Below are 18,450 nucleotides of genomic sequence, written 5' to 3' on the forward strand. Positions count from 1 at the left end.
AGCCTGTAGGACGATGGCCGGGGATTCTCTCATAGATGTGGGTGTCACTCTGCGCCACGTTGTGGGCACTTTTTTGGGGCCTGAAGCGGATCGTTGTTACTTTTCTGCACCAAAATGTACTTATTAATAAAAGATACATTATTTGAGCCTAAGTCACTTCTCCTCTGCTTGTCGGATTATTCTGCAACCCTGAAAGGGCTCTAGTTCGCTATCTCTAGCGTTAACGACCCGGAAAGCGCTAGTAGATCACCCAAGGCTGGCACGAAAGCTGCCTTTGTAAAATGTACATTTTATGAATATGTACGTTTTAAAAGGACTGCGCTGATGTCAGATGCCACATCAATGGCCGAGGATTTCGCCCACGGTCGCAGCGACCCGGTGCAAGCTCTGGAGCACTCGCTTGACCTGGCCCGGCGGTCTAGCAGCGTGTTTATCAGCCTCACCGCCGACCGCGCACGCCGTGAAGCCGAAGCCGCCGCTGCTCGCTGGCGTGCCGGTCAGCCATTGAGCCCGTTCGACGGCGTGCCGCTGGCCTGGAAAGACCTGTTTGACATGGCCGGCAGCGTCACCACCGCCGGTGCCGCCTACCGTCGCAATGCCCCCGCCGCCGCGCTCGATGCGCCCGTTGTCGGCCTGTTGTGCCGCGCCGGCATGGTCAGCGTGGGCAAGACCAACCTCAGTGAACTGGCGTATTCCGGCCTGGGCCTGAACCCGCATTTCGGCACGCCGCACAATCCCCATGCCAGCGATCAGCCGCGTATCCCCGGTGGTTCGTCGTCCGGTTCGGCGGTGGCCGTCGCCGCTGGAATCGTGCCGATCGCCATGGGCACCGACACCGCCGGCTCGATCCGCATCCCCTCGGCCTTCAATGGCCTGGTGGGGTATCGCAGCAGCATTCGGCGCTATAACCGCGACGGTGTGTTCCCTTTGGCTCGCACCCTCGACAGTCTCGGCCCGCTGACGCGTAGCGTGCGCGATGCCCTGACCCTCGACGATATCCTTCACGGCCGCACGCACACCCATACCGCACGCAGCCTAAAGGGTCAGCGGTTTGTGCTGGAGCACAGCGTGCTGAGCCACGTTGAACCGGCCGTAGGCAATAACCTGCTGCGCGCCGTGGAGCAACTCAAGGCCGCCGGTGCGCTGATCGAAAACCGTGAAAGCCCGACTTTCAAAGGCGCACTGGAACTGATCCACCAACATGGCTGGCTCGGCGCCTTCGAAGCCTTCGCCCTGCACCAAGCCCTGCTCGACAGCGCCGACGCCGCACAACTCGATCCACGGGTGCGCCGCCGCCTCGAAACCGCGCGCGGGCTGCCCGCCAGCCAGTTGATCGGCCTGATCGAGGCACGCCAACGCCTGCAACTCCAACTGGTCGACGACCTCGACGGCGCGATCCTGATCACGCCCACCGTCGCCCACGTCGCCCCGGCCCTGGTGCCTCTGGAAGCCGACGACGACCTGTTCGCCACCACCAACCTCGCCACCCTGCGCCTGACCATGCCCGGCAGCCTGCTGGACATGCCCGGCGTGACCTTGCCCAGCGGCCGCGATGCCTTGGGCCTGCCCACCGGGATGCTGCTCAGCGCCCCGATGGGGGAGGACGCGCGCCTGCTGCGCGCCGCGTTGTCCGTCGAATCCGTACTTAACGTTTAAGGAGATACACCATGGCTAAAGACATCCTTTGTGCATTTGGCGTCGACGTTGATGCCGTCGCCGGCTGGCTCGGTTCCTACGGCGGCGAGGACTCGCCGGATGACATCTCTCGCGGCCTGTTCGCCGGGGAAGTCGGCGCGCCGCGCCTGCTCAAATTGTTCGAACGCTACGGCCTGCGCACCACCTGGTTTATCCCCGGCCACTCGATGGAGACGTTCCCCGAGCAGATGAAGGCCGTCGCCGATGCCGGCCACGAAATCGGCGTGCACGGCTACAGCCACGAAAACCCGATTGCGATGACCGCCGAGCAGGAAGAAATCGTCCTCGACAAGTCCATCGAACTGATCACCCAAGTCACCGGCAAACGCCCCACCGGCTACGTTGCGCCGTGGTGGGAATTCAGCAAGGTCACCAACGAGCTGTTGCTGAAAAAAGGCATCAAGTACGACCACAGCCTGATGCACAACGACTTCCACCCCTACTACGTACGCAAGGGCGACAGCTGGACCAAGATCGACTACAGCCAGCACCCCGACACCTGGATGAAACCGCTGGTACGCGGTGAAGAAACCGACTTGGTAGAGATCCCGGCCAACTGGTACCTGGATGACCTGCCGCCGATGATGTTCATCAAGAAAGCCCCCAACAGCCACGGCTTCGTCAACCCGCGTCACCTCGAAGAAATGTGGCGCGACCAGTTCGACTGGGTCTACCGCGAACATGAACACGCGGTGTTCACCATGACCATCCACCCCGACGTATCCGGCCGCCCGCAAGTGCTGCTGATGCTCGAACGCTTGATCGAACACATCCAGAGCCATGCCGGCGTGCGTTTTGTCACGTTCGATGAAATCGCCGACGACTTTATCCGTCGCCAACCGCGTTCCTGACCCCACCCCTTGAGGCGCCACCCATGTCCATCTACAACAAGCTTGACCTGACCGGTTGGAAACCCCGGCAATTGACGTCCCAGGAAGTGCGCTTCGCCACCTGGATCGCGTTTTTCGCCTGGGTGTTTGCGGTGTACGACTTCATTCTGTTCGGCACCTTGCTGCCGGAGATCGGCCGCCACTTCGGCTGGGGTGAAGTGGAGCAAGCCGAGATCGCGACCTGGGTAGCGGTGGGCACCGCCGTGGTCGCCCTGGCCATCGGCCCTATCGTCGACAAACTGGGGCGGCGCAAAGGGATTATTTTTACCGTGGCCGGTTCGGCGCTGTGTTCGGCGCTGACCGCGATCGGCGGGGCGTGGGGCAAGTCGCCGTTGATTCTGATCCGTTCGTTGGGCGGTCTGGGTTATGCCGAAGAAACCGTCAATGCCACCTACCTCACCGAGCTGTATGGCGCGTCGGAAGACCCGCGACTGACCAAACGACGCGGTTTCATCTACAGCCTGGTGCAGGGCGGCTGGCCGGTAGGGGCGCTGATTGCGGCGGGGTTGACCGCCTTGTTGCTGCCGATCATCGGTTGGCAGGGGTGTTTTATCTTCGCGGCGATCCCGGCCATTGTGATTGCAATCATGGCGCGCAAGCTCAAGGAGAGCCCGCAGTTCCAGATCCATCAGCGCATCAGCGAACTGCGTAAAAGTGGCGCGGTGATCGAAGCGCAGAACGTCGCCGCAACCTATGGCGTGGACTACGACGAACACAGCAAGGCCGGGCTCAAAGCCGCGTTCCGTGGCCCGGCACGCCGCGCCACCCTGGTGATCGGCGCCGCGCTGTTGCTCAACTGGGCGGCGATCCAGGTGTTCAGTGTGCTGGGCACGTCGGTGATCGTCAGCGTGCACCACATCTCGTTCGAGAACTCGCTGATCATCCTGGTGCTGTCGAACCTGGTGGGTTACTGCGGCTACCTCAGCCATGGCTGGATGGGCGACAAGATCGGCCGCCGCAATGTGATCGGCCTGGGCTGGATGCTCGGCGGTCTGTCGTTCGCCGGCATGCTGTTCGGCCCGAGCAATATGGCCATGGTGGTGGGCTTGTACAGCCTGGGCCTGTTCTTCCTGATCGGGCCGTACTCGGCGGCGCTGTTCTTTATCAGTGAAAGTTTCCCCACCAGCATTCGCGCCACTGGCGGCGCGATCATCCATGCCATGGGGCCCATCGGTGCGGTGGTCGCAGGCTTTGGTGCCACTCAAGTGCTGTCCGCCGGCAGCGACTGGCAGACCGCGGCGCTGTGGTTCGGTGCGGTGCCGTGCTTCCTGTCCGGTGCGCTGATGTTTGCCGCCCGCCATGTCCGCCCGGAAACCGTGCAGTAAGGAGTATTCGATGAATCGTAAAGTTGCCTTGATTACCGGTGCCGCCAGCGGCATCGGCCAAGCCCTGGCCGTGGCCTATGCGCGCAATGGCGTGACAGTGGTGGGCGGGTACTTTCCGGCTGATCCCCATGACCCGCAGATCACTGTGAGCCTGGTGCAAGAAGCCGGTGGCGTCTGCCTGATGTTGCCGCTGGACGTGGGCAACACCGCCTCGGTGGACGCCTTGGCCGCGCAGGCTGTGCAGCATTTCGGTCGGCTCGACTACGCGGTGGCCAACGCCGGCCTGCTGCGTCGCGCACCGTTGCTGGACATGACCGATGCGCTGTGGGACGAGATGCTCAACGTAGACCTGACCGGCGTCATGCGCACCTTTCGCGCTGCCAGTCGGCATATGAACGAGGGCGGTGCGTTGGTGGCGATTTCGTCGATCGCCGGCGGCGTGTACGGCTGGCAGGACCACAGCCACTACGCCGCCGCCAAGGCTGGGGTGCCGGGGTTGTGCCGTTCGCTGGCGGTGGAACTGGCGCCTCTGGGCATTCGCTGCAATGCGGTGATCCCGGGCCTGATCGAGACGCCGCAGTCCCTGGACGCCAAAAACTCCCTCGGCCCCGAAGGACTGGCCAAAGCCGCCCGCGCTATTCCGCTGGGCCGGGTAGGGCGCGCCGATGAAGTGGCGTCGCTGGTGCAGTTCTTGACCAGTGATGCGTCCAGCTACCTCACCGGCCAGAGCATCGTCATCGACGGCGGCCTGACCGTACGCTGGCCTGACTGATGGGGGGGAGTGGGCTTGCCCCCGATGGTGGTGCGCCAGATACAGCTGTGCTGGCTGAACCACTGCAATCGGGGGCAAGCCCCCTCCCACATTGGAATGCCACTGGCCTGACGGATGTACTCGCTCCCACTATGGAATGCCACTGGTTCGACGGATGTACTCGCTTCAACTGTGGGAGGGGGCTCGCCCCCGATGGGGGTGTGCCAGACGCAGCTGTCCTGGCTGACCCCCTGCAATCGGGGGCAAGCCCCCTCCCACATTGGAATGACACTGGCCTGACGGATGTACTCGCTTCAACGGTGGTAGGGGGCAAGCCCTTCCCACATTGGAATGATACTGGCCTGACGGATGTACTCGCTTCAACTGTGGGAGGGGGCTTGCCCCCGATGGTGGTGGGTCAGACACAGCTGTCCTGGCTGACCCCCTGCAATCGGGGGCAGCCCCCTCTCACATTGAAATTGTATTTGTTTCTGGAGAATGTATATGCCCCAACTCACTGATCGTCGCGCTGTGATCACCGGTGCCGGCAGCGGCATTGGTGCCGCCATCGCCCGCGCTTATGCGGTTGAAGGCGCGCGTCTGTTATTGGCCGACCGCAACGCCGCCAGCCTCGCCGAAACCGCGATCACCTGCCGCAACCTGGGCGCCGAGGTGGTCGAGTGTGTGGCCGATGTCGGCACGCTAGAAGGCGCTCAGGCCGGGGTCGACCGGTGTGTCGAGCACTTCGGCGGTATCGATATTCTGGTCAACAACGCCGGCATGCTGACCCAGGCGCGTTGTGTCGATCTGACCCTCGAAATGTGGAACGACATGCTGCGCGTCGACCTCACCAGCGTGTTCGTCGCCAGTCAGCGCGCCCTGCCGCACATGCTGGCGCAGCGCTGGGGGCGGATCATCAATGTGGCCTCGCAACTGGGCATCAAGGGCGGCGCCGAGTTGACTCACTACGCCGCCGCCAAGGCCGGGGTGATCGGCTTCACCAAGTCCCTGGCCCTGGAAGTGGCCAAGGACAATGTGCTGGTCAACGCCATCGCCCCGGGGCCGATCGAAACGCCGTTAGTGGGCGGGATCAGCGAGGCTTGGAAACGCGCCAAAGCCGCCGAGCTGCCCCTGGGCCGCTTCGGCCTGGCCGATGAAGTGGCGCCCACCGCCGTGCTGCTCGCCAGCGAGCCCGGCGGCAATCTGTTTGTCGGCCAGACGCTTGGCCCGAACGCCGGCGACGTCATGCCATGAGCGGGGTATAGCGATGTGTGGACTCTGCGGACTGCTGGGCGAAGACCTGCATTGGAGCGACCCCTTGGGCGATGAGTTGCCCCGGCGCCGGGAACGGCTGCGCCGCATCGCCGCGATCAATCAGGTGCTGGCGGTGTTCCGGCTCAAGGTCGAAGATTTCCAGGGCGCCTCTTATTTACTGATCGGCGCCACCGGCAAACAAGCCCTGGCCAGCGGCCTGGATCAACTCTGGCAAGCGGCCGAAAGCATGCTCGGCCGTGCGTTGGACCCCCTCGATGCGACGCTGTTGGATCACTTGGAGTCCGCCCCATGAGCATGGCCCTGAACGTCATCACCGGCTTCCTCGGCAGCGGCAAAACCACCTTGCTCAAGCGCCTGTTGGAGGGTGAAAGCCTGGGCGACATCGCGTTACTGATTAACGAATTCGGCGATGTGGGCATCGACCATTTGCTGGTGGAAGAAGTGGCCCCAGACACCGTGCTGCTGCCCAGCGGCTGTGTGTGTTGTTCGATTCGCGGCGAGTTGAAAGACGCGCTGCTGGCCCTGTTGCAGCGCCGCGAACGCGGTGAAATCCCGGCGTTCAAGCGCGTGATCCTGGAAACCACCGGCCTGGCCGACCCGGCGCCGATCCTCGCCACACTCAACAACGACGTGCAACTGCGCGGGCGTTTCCATATCGGCCTGGTGATCACCCTGGTGGACGCCAGCCACGCCGCCCTGCAAGAACGCCTGCACCCGGAATGGCTGGCCCAAGTGGCCGCCGCCGACCGCCTGCTGCTGAGCAAGACCGACCTGGCCGGCGATTGCGCCCCGCTGCGTGCGCACTTGCAGGCGCTCAACGCCGGTACGCCGATCCTCGACTCCCACGCCATTCACAGCGGCGACCAATTGCTGCTTGGCGAAGGCCTGCGCAGCGCCGCGCCCGCCGATGAAGTGCAACGCTGGCAACTGCATCGATCCACCACCGCCTCCCACGGCGCGGCGCAGGTGTGCTGCCTGACCTTCGAGCAGCCGCTGGACTGGGTAGGGTTCGGGGTGTGGTTGTCGATGCTGCTAAGATGCCACGGCGAACGAATCCTCAGGGTCAAGGGACTGCTCAACGTGAACGCCAGTAACGCCCCCATCGTCATTCATGGCGTGCAGCATTGCCTGCACGCGCCGGTGCATCTGCCTGCGTGGCCGGGCAGCGACCGGCAATCGCGCTTGGTATTTATCCTGCGCGGCCTCGACCCTGCGCTGTTGCGTCGTTCTTTCGAGGTGTTTTCCCGGCGGTTGGCCCGATGATCACACTGCGCGTCCTCGGCACCTCGGTGACATTGCTCGAATGTTTGCGCGTGCGGGCCGAGCAGGAACTTGGCATTCGCCTGGTCTATCAGGTGCACGATGTCGAGCAGGCCCAGCGTATTGCGGTGATGCAGCCCGACAGTTACGACCTTTACGATCAATGGTTTCACAACGTCGACTTCGTCTGGCCGGCGCGGGCGATCCAGCCCATCGACACGCGCCGCATCGCGCTGTGGCACGAGATCAACGACTTGCCCAAGCGCGGGCGCCTGAGCCCCAACGACCGCCTGGGCAGTGGCAGCGTGCCCAGCGAGCGGCTGTTCGTGCAGCACGACGGCAGCCTCGGCAGCACCGTGACCGAACGTATCAGCATGCTGCCCCTGACCCACAACGCCGACAGTTTTGCCTACCGCCCCGAGCGTCTGCCCGCAGGCTTTTGCCGGGGCAACGAAAGTTGGGGCTGGCTGCTGGACCCGGCGTGGCGCGCGCGCACCGCACTGCAAAGCGACGCCGCCATTGGCGCACTGGATGCCGCGCTGGCGGTGCAGGGCGCCGGGCTCGCCAGTTTCCGCGACATCGGCAATATGAGCATCGAGGACATCGACGTGCTCGCCGACATCCTGGTGCGCAAGCAGAAGGAGGGGCACTTCGCGGCGTTCTGGTCAGACGACGAAGAAGCCGCGCAACTGATGCTCAGCCCCAGTATCGATATCCAGAGCCTGTGGTCTCCAACCTTGATGCGCCTGCATCGCGCCGGTGTGAAGTACCGCCTGGCGGTGCCGCGCGAAGGCTATCGCGCCTGGTTCGGCGGTTTGTCGTTATCGCGCCATGCCCAGGGCCCGGTGCTGGATGCCGCCTACGCGTACCTCAACTGGTGGCTGTCCGGCTGGCCCGGTGCGGTGATGGCGCGTCAGGGGTATTACATCGGCAACCCGGCCCGCACGCGCGACCATTTGAGCGCCGCCGAGTGGGATTACTGGTACGCCGGCAAGCCCGCCCGTGAAGAACTGCCGGGCAGCGATGGCCTGCCGCTGATCGACCGGGGCGAGGTGCGCGACGGCGGCTCCTATGAACAGCGTATGGGCCACATCGCGGTGTGGAACGCGGTGATGGACGAGCACAACTACCTGGTGCGCCGCTGGGGCGATTTCATGCGCGCGCGAGGGCCGGCCTGACCCGAAAAGCCAAGCCTCTGTCGCCAATAAGCTGACGCTGAAGTCCCCGGTTTTATTGGGTGGACAAGCGCCTGCGCCGAGCTAATCTGCTCAACACAAATACCTGCAATGGACGGGTATTTTTTGACGCCAGGTCAGCTGTCGCAGGGAATGCACATGACAAATGGACGTAGTGGCAGAAACAGACGAACGCTGCCAGAGGGCACGCCGATGACGTGGCGCCATACGTTCCAGACCCGCATTGCCGGCGTATTGGCGCTGCTGCTGTTGGTGGTGGTCGCCGCGACCTACTTTGCGGTGCAGGCCGCCACCAGCCGCGCCGTGGAGAACCAGGCCCGCGCCCAACTGAAAACCGGCAGCCAGGTGTTCGAACGCCTCTTGGACCTGCGGGGCCGGCGCCTGCAATACGGCCTCGACTGGCTGACCGCCGATGGCCCATTCGTAAGCGCGGTGGCCGAGGGCAACTCGGCGTCGATCCTGGATGTGCTGGAGCGTCACGGCAGCGGCATCCGTTCCAGCGAAGTGCTGGTGCTGGGGCTGGACGGCACGGTGATGGTCAGCACCTTGCCGGGGGTTACGCGGGGCCAGGTCTTCCCTTATGCCGAGGCACTGCGTCGGGCCCGGCGCAGTGGCTTGCAGATGTTGATCGTGGCCATGGACCAGCGCCCCTACTTGCTGGTGCAGGACGAAGTCGTCGACACAACGCCCATCGCCCGCGTGGTCATGGGCTTTCCCATGGACACGTTGTTCGCCAATGAACTGCGCTCCATGAGCAACCTGGAGGTGTCGTTCCTCAGCATGCGCAACGGGCATGTCGGCCAATTATTCAGCACCCAGCCCGACGCTTATCAGGCCACGGTGATCAACCTGTTGCGTGGGGCCCGTCCGGACCCCGAGGCGCATATCCATCGGTTCTACGGCGAGCGTGTGCTCAGCCAGGTGCTGACGCTGGCCAATACCGGTGAGGGCGATGACGTGCGGGTGTTGCTGCAAAGCCCGCTGGATCATGCCCTGGAATCCTTTGCGCCGCTGGACCGGCAGTTTCTCGGCATTGCCCTGGCGGTGTTGGTGGTGTCGTTGGCTGGCGCGTTGTTTCTGGCGCGACGCGTGTCGCGGCCGCTCAATGCCTTGGTGGACGCCGCCGGGCGGATCGGTGCCGGTGACTACCGCACCCCGGTGCGGGTGCGTGGCCACGATGAGTTCGGCCTGCTGGCCCGCGCCTTCAACGCCATGCAAAGCGGCATCGCCATGCGTGAACGGCAACTGGCCCATAACGCTTTGCACGACCCCCTTACCGGGCTGCCCAATCGCGCCCTGGCCATGGAGCGCTTGGGCAGTGCGATCAGTGCGCGGCGGCCGGTGGCGCTGCTGTACCTGGGCATCGAAAACTACCGCACAATCAACGAAGGCTTCGGCCCGGAGGGGGTTGAAGATATGTTGCGCGAGGCCAGCCGGTGCCTGTCCATGAGCCTGTTGGCCAGTGACACTGCGGCGCGGGTGTCCGGCAGCGAATTTCTGCTGTTGCTGGAAAATATCGGCATCGACCGCGCCGTGGCCCGCGCCGACCGCCTCTATGCGCTGCTCACCGAGCCTCAACGCATCGGCAACGACGAGCTGCGCCACGAAGTGAGCATCGGCATTGCGGTCTACCCCAATGACGGCCAGCACGTCGAAGAACTGATCAGCCGCGCCGCCATCGCCCGCCACGATGCGGCGATGCTGCCGGGCTATCTGCAGATCTACCAGCAGGACCGCGACCTCGCCCACCAGCGCCAGATCACCCTGATTCGCGACTTGCGCCGTGCCGCCGCCGAAGGTGCGTTGCACCTGTGTTACCAGCCCAAGCTCGACCTCAAGCACGGCCAGGTACGCCAGGCCGAAGCCCTGCTGCGCTGGCAGCACCCCAGTCTGGGGTTGGTGTCGCCGGCCGAGTTCATTCCCCTGGCCGAGCGCACCGGCAGCATGGCCAGCCTGACCCACTGGGTGATCGAAGAAGCCATCCGCCAGATCGCCGAATGGGCGCGGCGCGGCCTGTTGATCCAGTTGTCGGTGAATATCTCGGTGGACGACCTGGCCGACGACGATCTGGCGATCCGCGTGACCACTTTGCTTGCCCAGCACGGTGTGCACGCCGAGCAATTGCTGTTCGAAATCACCGAGAGCGCCATCATGCACAACCCTCGCCAGGCCCTTAGCGTGTTGGAGCAACTGCGCGGCTGCGGTATCAGCCTGTCGGTGGATGACTTTGGCACCGGTTATTCCTCCCTCGCCCAACTGCAACGCCTGCCGGTGCAGGAGCTGAAGATCGACCAGTCCTTCGTGCGCAACCTCGACAACGAGGGCGGCGACGGCGTGATCGTGCGTTCGACTATCGAGATGAGCCACAACCTGGGGCTCAAAGTGGTGGCCGAAGGGGTGGAGTTCGAACCCAGCTTGAAGCTGCTCAAGCAGTGGAACTGCGACACCGCCCAGGGCTACCTGATCAGCCGGCCGCTCAACGCCATGGCTTTTGAGATGTGGATGCGGCGCGAACGCGCGGCGGTCTAGACACCTTGCAGGTGACTACAGCTTTTTTAGGTATGGTCGATAACTTCTACGGAGCCTGACCGTTTGCACAGTTTTTTACCGACCAACGGTTTAGCGTCCTCCTGTGTTCAATAGTGGCATTTTGCCTTGATTGCGGCATCATGGCCGTAACCGTTCTTTTCCGCCAAGGCTGGCCGCTTTCTACCGGATCTCCCATGGCCCGATGTGTAAACCTTTTATCTCGCATGATGCTGTTGCTGGCGGCGGCAGCGCCCGTCTCGGCGGCCACCCTTGAGGTGTTGGTGCAGCAGGCCGATGGCAGCCCGGTCAGCGATGCGGTTGTGACTTTGCAAGGCCCGGCCGCTGTGGCGGCCGTCGCGCCCAAGGCGGAGATGGACCAACGTGGCCAGCGCTTCGCCCCCCATGTGCTGGCGGTGCATACCGGCACCCAGGTGCGCTTCCCCAATAGCGACAATATTCGCCATCAGGTGTATTCATTTTCGGCCGCCAAGCGTTTCGAACTGCGCCTGTACGAAGGCACGCCGACCGCGCCACTGCTGTTCGACAAACCGGGCGTGGTGGTGCTGGGCTGCAATATCCATGACTGGATGCTCGGCTATATCTATGTCACCGACGATCCTCACTTCGGTGTCAGCGATGCCCAAGGCCGTGTGCGCCTGGAACCATTGGCGCCGGGGGATTACCACGCCACCCTGTGGCACCCGCAACTGGCGGATATGCAGCCGCTGGACGGCGGCACCTTGCATATTCCCGCCGCCGGCCTGAGCCACCGCGTGCAGCTCACCCTGCAACCCGCCTCGGCAGACCTGCCACCGGCGCCGACCGCCTTCGGTGACGCCTTCAATCGAGCTGCCCGTGAAACTGCGCAGTAGTTACCAGGCGCGGGTCGCCACGGTCCTGATCCTGCTGTCGCTGGTGGTGATCGGCGCGCTGTATTTCAGCGTCAAGATGGCCACCCGCCAGGCTGTCCATGGCCAGGCGTTGGCCCAGTTGCAGGTGGGCACGCGGGTGTTCGAGCGTTTGCTGGATGTGCGCGGCCGGCGCCTGGCCGATGGCGTGCAACTGCTGGCGGCCGACTTTGGCTTTCGCGATGCCGTGGCCAGTGGCGATTCGGCGACGATGCGCTCGGTGCTGCTCAACCATGGCAAACGCATCAATGCCAGCGACATGATCCTGCTGGGCATGGACGGCAAAGTCCTGGCCAGCACCGTCGACGAAGTCGCCGAGGGTTCGAGCTTTCGTTACGACCAGGCATTGCGCGAAATGCGCCGCCAGCGCCAGGCCGCATTGTTGATCGTGCCGCTGCAAGGCACGCCGCACCTGCTGGTGGAAGCGCCGGTGCTGGCACCGTTGCCGATTGCGCGGGTGGTGATGGGCTTCAGCATGGACACGGCGTTCGCCGATGAACTGCGTTCGTTGAGCAATCTGGAAGTGTCGTTCCTGGCCATCGACCGCCAGCAGCCCGGGACGCTGGTCAGCACCCAACCCCAGGTGCTGCGCGACAGTATCGTCAGTCTGATGCTGGGGGCGTCCACCCATGAGGGCGTGTCCACCACCGAGCATCTGGCACACCGTTTTCTCAGCCAATCGCTGGTGTTGGCCAGCAACGCCGACAGCCAGGTGCTGGCCTTGCTGCAAAGCCCGCTGGATTCGGCAATGCAAGCCTTTGTGCCATTGGATGAAAAGATTCTGGCCATCGCACTGGTTGCGTTGGCGGCGTCGCTGGTCGGCGCATTGCTGCTGGCGCGGGGCGTGTCGCGTCCGGTGCAAGCCTTGGCCCAGGCCGCCGAACGCATTGGCCATGGCGACTACCAGACCCCGGTCATCCTGACCCGCAGCGACGAACTGGGCCGCCTGGCCGTGGCGCTCAACGCGATGCAAAGCGGCATCGCCGAGCGTGAACAGCAACTGGCCCACAACGCGCTGCATGATCGCCTCACCGGTTTGCCCAACCGCGCGCTGGCCATGGAGCGCCTGGGCAGCGCGATTGCCACCCAGCGGCCGATGGCGCTGATTTACCTGGGCATCGACAACCTGCGCGCCGCCAGCGAAACCGCCGGGCCGGACGCCGTGGATGAGTTGTTGCTCAATGTCAGCCGACGCTTGCAAGCCGTGCTGCGCCCACGGGACACCCTGGCGCATCTGATCGCCGACGAGTTCCTGCTGCTGCTTGATGGCGCCGGTCGTGACGAGGCGGTGGGCCTGGCCGACAAGCTGCAGCAATTGCTATTGCGCCCCCAGCGTATTGCCGGCCACGACCTGGCGCTCGACTGCCGCTTGGGCATCGCTGTGTACCCGGACGATGGCGACTCTGCACAAAGCCTGCTGGAACGCGCAGCGATTGCCATGAAGGACGCCGCGCAAATGCCCGGTCGCTTGCAGGTGTACGAGCCGGGCCGCGACCTTGCTCATCGTCGCCAGATCACCCTGATCCGCGACCTGCGCCACGCCCCCGGCCAAGGCCAGTTGCTGCTGCACTACCAGCCCAAACTGGATATTCGTCTGGGCCATGTGCGTCAGGCTGAAGCCCTGTTGCGCTGGCAGCATCCGCAGTTCGGCATGGTTTCGCCGGCGGAATTCATCCCTCTGGCCGAGCGTTCGGGCAGCATCCAGTTGCTGACCCAGTGGGTGATCGAAGAGGGCATCCGCCAGTTGTGCGAATGGAACCGCCGAGGCCTGTACCTGCAACTGTCGCTGAACATCTCGGCCGACGATTTGCTTGGCGATGAGCTGGCCCACCGCGTTTCGGCGCTGTTGCGGCGCTACGGGCTGCCGGCCGAACAGCTGGTGTTCGAGATCACCGAAAGCGCGGTGATGCGCGAACCGGAAAAGGCCTTGAAAGTGCTGCACCTGCTGCGCGAGTGCGGCATCAGCCTGTCGGTGGATGACTTTGGCACCGGGTACTCGTCGTTGGCCCACCTCAAGCGCCTGCCGGTGCAAGAGTTGAAGATCGACCAGTCGTTTGTGCGCAACCTGGACGAAACCAGCGAAGACGCAGTGATCGTGCGTTCCACCATCGAGATGAGCCATAACCTGGGGCTCAAGGTGGTCGCCGAGGGGGTCGAGTACGCCCACAGCCTGCGCCTGCTGGAGCGCTGGCAATGCGATACGGCGCAGGGTTACCTGATCAGTCGGCCCTTGAGCGCCGACGCTTTCGAAGCCTGGGTGGCCTTGCCTCTCAGTGCGCAAACTTCGCAGGTGCATTGAGGGCTATGACGTGCGTCTTTCTCTACTGATCGGTTGCATGGCCAGCCTGAGCCTGCCCGCCGCCCTGGCCGATAACGGTCGCCTGATCGCCACCGGCGGCGCCAGCAGCCTGGAAGGCGCGGCGGGCGGCGGCATCACCCCGTGGGCGGTGCTCAGCGGTTACGGCGAGCAACACGAATGGGGCGCCACGGCGTTTGCCACCACGGTCGACCTGCCGGACTACCGGCTCGATGTCGCCGGGTTGGCGCTGGCCTACGACAACCGCGTGGAAGTCTCTTTCGCTCGGCAACGTTTTGACCTGGGCACCTTGGTACACAAGCTGAACCTGCCCGACGACCACCTCGGCCAGGATGTGCTGGGGGTCAAAGTGCGGCTGTTCGGCGATGTGATCTACGACCGCTTGCCCCAGGTTTCGTTGGGCCTGCAATACAAGCATCAGAACACGTTCGATATTCCGCGCCTGGTCGGCGCCAAGCGTGACAGCGATGTGGAAGGCTACCTGGCCGCCAGCCGCCTGTTCATGGGCGCGGCCTTTGGCTACAACGTGCTGGTCAACGGCGGCCTGCGCTACAGCCGCGCCAATGAAACCGGCCTGCTCGGTTTTGGCGGCGACCGCCGCGACCGCCGCAGCCTGCTCAAGGAAGGCTCGGTGGCGCTGCTGTTCAACCCGCGCTGGGCGCTGGGCGTGGAGTACCGCGAGAAACCCGACAACCTGTCCTTCGCCGGAGAAAGCGACTGGGCGGACGTGTTCCTCGCCTACTTCCCCAGCAAGCATGTGTCGTTTGTGTTGGCGTATGCACGGCTGGGGGAAATCGCCACGTTGGATAACCAGAACGGCACTTACCTGTCCGTCCAGGGGAGTTTCTGATGCGCGTATTGCCCGTGCTACTGCTGGTGCTGCTGAGCGCCTGCGCCCAGCAACCGCCCAAGGACGACAGCCTCTACCGCGACCTCGGCGCCATGCCCGGCATCACCCGCATCGTCGAAGGCATGCTGCTCAACATCGCCCGCGACGAACGCATCGTCGAGCGCTTCCGGCGTATCGACATCCAGCGCCTGCGCAACAAGCTGATCGAACAGTTCTGCGTCGAAGCCGGCGGGCCATGCACCTACACCGGCGACAGCATGGCCGAGAGCCACAAAGGCCAGAACGTCAGCCGCAGTGATTTCAACGCATTGGTGGAGGATCTGATCAAAGCGATGGACAGCGAAGGGATCCCAGTGCCCACGCAAAACCGCCTGCTCGCTCGCCTGGCACCCATGCGCGGCGAAGTGATCGAGCACTGATCCCAGCGCCAACCCCATTCCAATGTGGGAGGGGGCTTGCCCCCGATGGCCGTCTGTGTTTTCACGAATTGAGTGCTTGGCATACTGGGGGCGTCCATGTATGAGCAGGGCTTCTGTGGTGAGCGGGCTTGCCCCGCGCTTGGCTGCGAAGCGGCCCCTCATACACACGCCGCGTTGATTCAGGTACACCGCGTTGCCGGTTTTGGGGCCGCTTCGCAGCCCAGCGCGGGGCAAGCCCGCTCACCACAGAAATCGCATTTTCTCAGGTTATGTTTCACCGAGGATGTGTGGATACCGATGCTCGGATAAGGGCATATCAGAGGCGCAGAGGCTGACACATAACGTTGTGGTGAGCAGGCTTGCCCTGCGCTGGGCTGCGAAGCAGCCCCACTTCAGACACTGTGGTTTTATCGGGCACACCGAGGCGCTGGGCTTGGGGGCCGCTTCGCAGCCCAGCGCGGGGCAAGCCCGCTCACCACAAAAATCGCATTTTCTCAGGTTATGTTTTCACCGAGGATGTGTGGATATCGAGGTTGGACCATTCAAGGGGATGGGGTGGAGGCTTACCACCATTTCCAACGGCCCTGTTTTTTCAGGGTCGCGATGATGGCTTCGCGCTTGTGGCGGATTTCGACCATTTTGTGGCGCAGTTCGCGGCAGCGGTTGCTGTTGAGGATCAAAAGGCCGATCAGGGGGCTGAGCAGGCAGAGGGAGTAAAGGTAGGCGTTGGGGCGGTAGGCAATACTGGGAAGTGCTACCAGCAGACAGGCGAGGTATATCGCGACGTTTACCCAGACCCAGTGGATGCGACCGTATAGCACTTCGTATTTGGCGAGGGCAAACAGCGCACCTAAACCCATACCGCTTAGAAGAGATGTTCTTACGGAAAATTCTATAGAGGATTGAGAAAGATAGGTCAGCATCGCCAGGATTGCGGTCAACCCAATCGACAAACACCCGACAAGCGCATCGACTCCGATTACCGGCATGTACCGTTTGAGCAATCCCCAGGGATTTTCAATGAAGGCTGCTGGATAAGAGCCGCTCGTTTCCCTCCTGTGATCGTTCATTGATTGAATTCCTCATACACGCCCAGTGCCAATGTCCTGACGTTTCCAGACATAGCACTACTGGTAAAGCTCAGCGAGGCGGCTGTGGCCTCCATTATGTGGACGGCGGTCGCTTGTTTCATGTGTAGGGCACTGACGCGTTTGGGCGCATTGCCGTTAGCTTTTTCCAGCTTGAGCTGTTTGTGCGACAGCCTCGGGTCTCGGATTTTGAGCAACTCATCGTTCAGCTTTTTCCGCTCTTGCCGCGTAAGGCCTTTGATTACTTGACGAGTACTCTTTCCGGTCACTTTCGTGATTGTGGTGACGACGTTCACTGTCACCAATGCTGATGTGGCCATTCCCAGCAAAGCAATGCCGTCCAGCACTGCTGTCGCGGCCTGATACCAGGCGTCGTTATCCAGATAATCATTAAATTCGGGAAAGGCTGCTTCTGATCCTGTGCGTATAACGCCAGCGATACATTGGGCTGTACTTGCAACTGCTGCGGCTTTACCTACAAACGAAATGACTGAGCTGGCACCCGCCGTAAAAGGCATTAGCGCAACTCCACTTGTAACGACCACCCAACTTAGCAGTACTCCTGCACACGTCGCTGCGGTATTCAGCGCCTCAATCATCAAGCGCGATTCCCGCGGTTCATGCTCCAGCATTCGCTTGAACTCCACCGGCCCCACATACCGGGGCGCCTCCCGCAATACCACTTTGATCGGCTGCACAGTGCAAATCGCCTGGAACTCGCGCAGCGTCACCACGTTGAAGTCCGCATCGATGTACACCACCCCTGCGCCAATCAGCACAGGGTCGGCATCGATGGCGTGGAACAATCGACGCAGGTCGATGCTGCTTTCAATGCGTTGGCGGGTGGTGCGGTGGGCCGAGGGGAATCCATCCTTGAACAAGGCGGTCGTCATTCCTTAACTCCTGGGTTTTTGGGGAGTCGAGAGGGTAAAGATGCAGCGGCGCAAATTAATGTCGGACGTTTCGCCTTTTCAAGACAGGTGCTTCTCGATCCCGCATTGCCATCTTGTGAGCGCCGCCCTGGTTCGAGAACAGTGCGCCCCACGTTACTTGCGACGCACAACACGACAAGGAGCCAATATGGCAGTCGATATGTTTTTGAAACTGGGCGATATCAAGGGTGAATCACGAGACCAGGCCCATCGCGATGAGATTGATATCACCGAATGGGCGTGGGGTTGTCGCAGACCGGCTCAATGCACTCAGGCACCGGAGGGGCGCGGGCAAGGTCAATATTGCCAACCTGAACCTGAAAAAGCCGCTGGATAAATCCAGCCCCAACCTGATGATGGCCTGTGCCAGCGGCAAGCATTATCCCGAAGCACGATTGGTGGTGCGCAAAGCGGGCGGTTCCAGCCCTGTGGAGTATCTGGTGATCACCCTGAAGGAAGTGATGGTGGTGTCTTACGGCACCGGTGCCAATAGTCAGGACGATGTGCTCTTCGACAGCATCGCCTTGAATTTCGCCACCGTCGACGTCAGCTACCAACCGCAGAAAGCCGATGGCGCCAAGGAGGGTGGGCCGGTGAAGTTCGGCTGGAATATCCGGCAGAACGTGAAGGCCTGAAGCCGCTCTCATATCGGCGAAATACGGCAGTATCAACGCAAATCTCAAAGACTGGCTCATAACGCTGTGGTGAGCGGGCTTGCCCTGCGCTGGGCTGCGAAGCAGCCCCAAACCAAGACACCACGGTGCGCCAGACAAGACCACATCGCCTGGAAAGGGGCTGCGAAGCAGCCCAGCGCGGGGCAAGCCCGCTCACCACAGCAAGCCCGCTCACCACAGCCGGTTTGCTCACCACAAGAACCGCATGTTTTCGAAGGCTTGTAGATAGCTGTGCCCCTATGGCGGCGGGGCAGTGAGAACTTTTTATTGGCTGACCAGCAGCCGTATTGAACCCATGAAAAAGGCGGCTACCCGTAAGGGAAGCCGCCTTTGTCTTATCG

Annotated in this window: 15 protein-coding genes and 1 pseudogene; 14 read left to right on the forward strand and 2 right to left on the reverse strand. The window is 62.8% G+C overall.

The features are described from left to right. Positions 1–324: 324 nt before the first annotated feature. The 13 genes from HRH33_RS06205 to HRH33_RS06265 all read left to right on the forward strand — a co-directional run bounded on the left by HRH33_RS06205 (position 325) and on the right by HRH33_RS06265 (position 15,415). On the forward strand, positions 325–1,656 hold the full coding sequence (locus HRH33_RS06205; RefSeq protein ID WP_167417231.1) for an amidase: 1,332 nt from the start codon (positions 325–327) through the stop codon (positions 1,654–1,656). Positions 1,657–1,667: 11 nt separating this feature from the next. After that, entirely contained in the window at positions 1,668–2,546 is an 879-nt protein-coding gene (locus HRH33_RS06210; protein WP_034096065.1) for a polysaccharide deacetylase family protein, read from the forward strand. Positions 2,547–2,569: 23 nt separating this feature from the next. Next, a complete protein-coding gene (locus tag HRH33_RS06215) occupies positions 2,570–3,910 on the forward strand; it encodes an MFS transporter (RefSeq protein WP_040267372.1) in 1,341 nt (446 codons plus the stop codon). Positions 3,911–3,920: 10 nt separating this feature from the next. Beyond that, entirely contained in the window at positions 3,921–4,682 is a 762-nt protein-coding gene (locus HRH33_RS06220) for an SDR family NAD(P)-dependent oxidoreductase (protein ID WP_167417230.1), read from the forward strand. Positions 4,683–5,165: 483 nt separating this feature from the next. Continuing rightward, entirely contained in the window at positions 5,166–5,915 is a 750-nt protein-coding gene (locus tag HRH33_RS06225) for an SDR family NAD(P)-dependent oxidoreductase (RefSeq protein ID WP_034111902.1), read from the forward strand. Between the two features lie 13 nt (positions 5,916–5,928). After that, positions 5,929–6,228, forward strand: coding sequence for a hypothetical protein (locus tag HRH33_RS06230; protein ID WP_034096069.1), 300 nt, complete (start codon positions 5,929–5,931; stop codon positions 6,226–6,228). Beyond that, complete coding sequence (locus HRH33_RS06235; RefSeq protein WP_167417229.1) at positions 6,225–7,199, forward strand: CobW family GTP-binding protein; 975 nt, start codon at positions 6,225–6,227, stop codon at positions 7,197–7,199. The genes HRH33_RS06230 and HRH33_RS06235 overlap by 4 nt, the downstream gene beginning before the upstream one ends. Beyond that, complete coding sequence (locus tag HRH33_RS06240; protein ID WP_034137133.1) at positions 7,196–8,374, forward strand: ABC transporter substrate-binding protein; 1,179 nt, start codon at positions 7,196–7,198, stop codon at positions 8,372–8,374. The genes HRH33_RS06235 and HRH33_RS06240 overlap by 4 nt, the downstream gene beginning before the upstream one ends. A gap of 210 nt (positions 8,375–8,584) precedes the next feature. Then, positions 8,585–10,921: a putative bifunctional diguanylate cyclase/phosphodiesterase gene (locus HRH33_RS06245; RefSeq protein ID WP_167417228.1), complete on the forward strand. Its 2,337-nt coding sequence runs from the start codon at positions 8,585–8,587 to the stop codon at positions 10,919–10,921. A 194-nt stretch (positions 10,922–11,115) separates the two neighbouring features. Next, positions 11,116–11,793, forward strand: coding sequence for a methylamine utilization protein (locus HRH33_RS06250; RefSeq protein ID WP_034096073.1), 678 nt, complete (start codon positions 11,116–11,118; stop codon positions 11,791–11,793). Further along, positions 11,777–14,128, forward strand: a complete 2,352-nt coding sequence (locus tag HRH33_RS06255; protein WP_167417227.1) for a putative bifunctional diguanylate cyclase/phosphodiesterase — start codon at positions 11,777–11,779, stop codon at positions 14,126–14,128. The genes HRH33_RS06250 and HRH33_RS06255 overlap by 17 nt, the downstream gene beginning before the upstream one ends. Before the next feature lie 37 nt (positions 14,129–14,165). Then, positions 14,166–14,996 carry a DUF3034 family protein gene (locus tag HRH33_RS06260; RefSeq protein WP_167417320.1) on the forward strand — a complete coding sequence of 277 codons (831 nt, stop codon included), beginning with the start codon at positions 14,166–14,168 and terminating at the stop codon, positions 14,994–14,996. Next, positions 14,996–15,415 carry a group I truncated hemoglobin gene (locus HRH33_RS06265; RefSeq protein WP_047881593.1) on the forward strand — a complete coding sequence of 140 codons (420 nt, stop codon included), beginning with the start codon at positions 14,996–14,998 and terminating at the stop codon, positions 15,413–15,415. Before HRH33_RS06260 ends, HRH33_RS06265 begins: the two co-directional genes overlap by 1 nt. Positions 15,416–15,978: 563 nt before the next feature. Here the strand turns inward: HRH33_RS06265 and HRH33_RS06270 are convergent. Further along, positions 15,979–16,485 (reverse strand): hypothetical protein, encoded by a 507-nt coding sequence (locus HRH33_RS06270; protein ID WP_034096077.1) that lies wholly within the window; start codon positions 16,483–16,485, stop codon positions 15,979–15,981. Beyond that, a complete protein-coding gene (gene ssp4 / locus HRH33_RS06275) occupies positions 16,482–17,396 on the reverse strand; it encodes an Ssp4 family T6SS effector (protein ID WP_040267384.1) in 915 nt (304 codons plus the stop codon). The genes HRH33_RS06270 and ssp4 overlap by 4 nt, the downstream gene beginning before the upstream one ends. Before the next feature lie 58 nt (positions 17,397–17,454). Between ssp4 and HRH33_RS06280 the strand changes: the two are divergent. Beyond that, positions 17,455–18,070 (forward strand): annotated as a pseudogene (locus HRH33_RS06280) (Hcp family type VI secretion system effector). Positions 18,071–18,450 lie beyond the last annotated feature (380 nt).

It is taken from the genome of Pseudomonas rhodesiae (genome assembly GCF_013285305.1).
In the GTDB taxonomy this organism is placed as follows: Bacteria; Pseudomonadota; Gammaproteobacteria; order Pseudomonadales; family Pseudomonadaceae; genus Aquipseudomonas; species Aquipseudomonas rhodesiae.

Bases quoted from the DNA above. Each gene is read 5' to 3' on its own strand.
- HRH33_RS06230 (WP_034096069.1), top strand. From the start codon at position 5,929: ATGTGTGGACTCTGCGGACTGCTGGGCGAAGACCTGCATTGGAGCGAC.
- HRH33_RS06215 (WP_040267372.1), top strand. From the start codon at position 2,570: ATGTCCATCTACAACAAGCTTGACCTGACCGGTTGGAAACCCCGGCAA.
- HRH33_RS06240 (WP_034137133.1), top strand. From the start codon at position 7,196: ATGATCACACTGCGCGTCCTCGGCACCTCGGTGACATTGCTCGAATGT.
- HRH33_RS06220 (WP_167417230.1), top strand. From the start codon at position 3,921: ATGAATCGTAAAGTTGCCTTGATTACCGGTGCCGCCAGCGGCATCGGC.
- ssp4 (WP_040267384.1), bottom strand. From the start codon at position 17,396: ATGACGACCGCCTTGTTCAAGGATGGATTCCCCTCGGCCCACCGCACC.
- HRH33_RS06225 (WP_034111902.1), top strand. From the start codon at position 5,166: ATGCCCCAACTCACTGATCGTCGCGCTGTGATCACCGGTGCCGGCAGC.
- HRH33_RS06210 (WP_034096065.1), top strand. From the start codon at position 1,668: ATGGCTAAAGACATCCTTTGTGCATTTGGCGTCGACGTTGATGCCGTC.
- HRH33_RS06205 (WP_167417231.1), top strand. From the start codon at position 325: ATGTCAGATGCCACATCAATGGCCGAGGATTTCGCCCACGGTCGCAGC.
- HRH33_RS06265 (WP_047881593.1), top strand. From the start codon at position 14,996: ATGCGCGTATTGCCCGTGCTACTGCTGGTGCTGCTGAGCGCCTGCGCC.
- HRH33_RS06235 (WP_167417229.1), top strand. From the start codon at position 6,225: ATGAGCATGGCCCTGAACGTCATCACCGGCTTCCTCGGCAGCGGCAAA.
- HRH33_RS06245 (WP_167417228.1), top strand. From the start codon at position 8,585: ATGACGTGGCGCCATACGTTCCAGACCCGCATTGCCGGCGTATTGGCG.
- HRH33_RS06270 (WP_034096077.1), bottom strand. From the start codon at position 16,485: ATGAACGATCACAGGAGGGAAACGAGCGGCTCTTATCCAGCAGCCTTC.
- HRH33_RS06250 (WP_034096073.1), top strand. From the start codon at position 11,116: ATGGCCCGATGTGTAAACCTTTTATCTCGCATGATGCTGTTGCTGGCG.
- HRH33_RS06260 (WP_167417320.1), top strand. From the start codon at position 14,166: ATGGCCAGCCTGAGCCTGCCCGCCGCCCTGGCCGATAACGGTCGCCTG.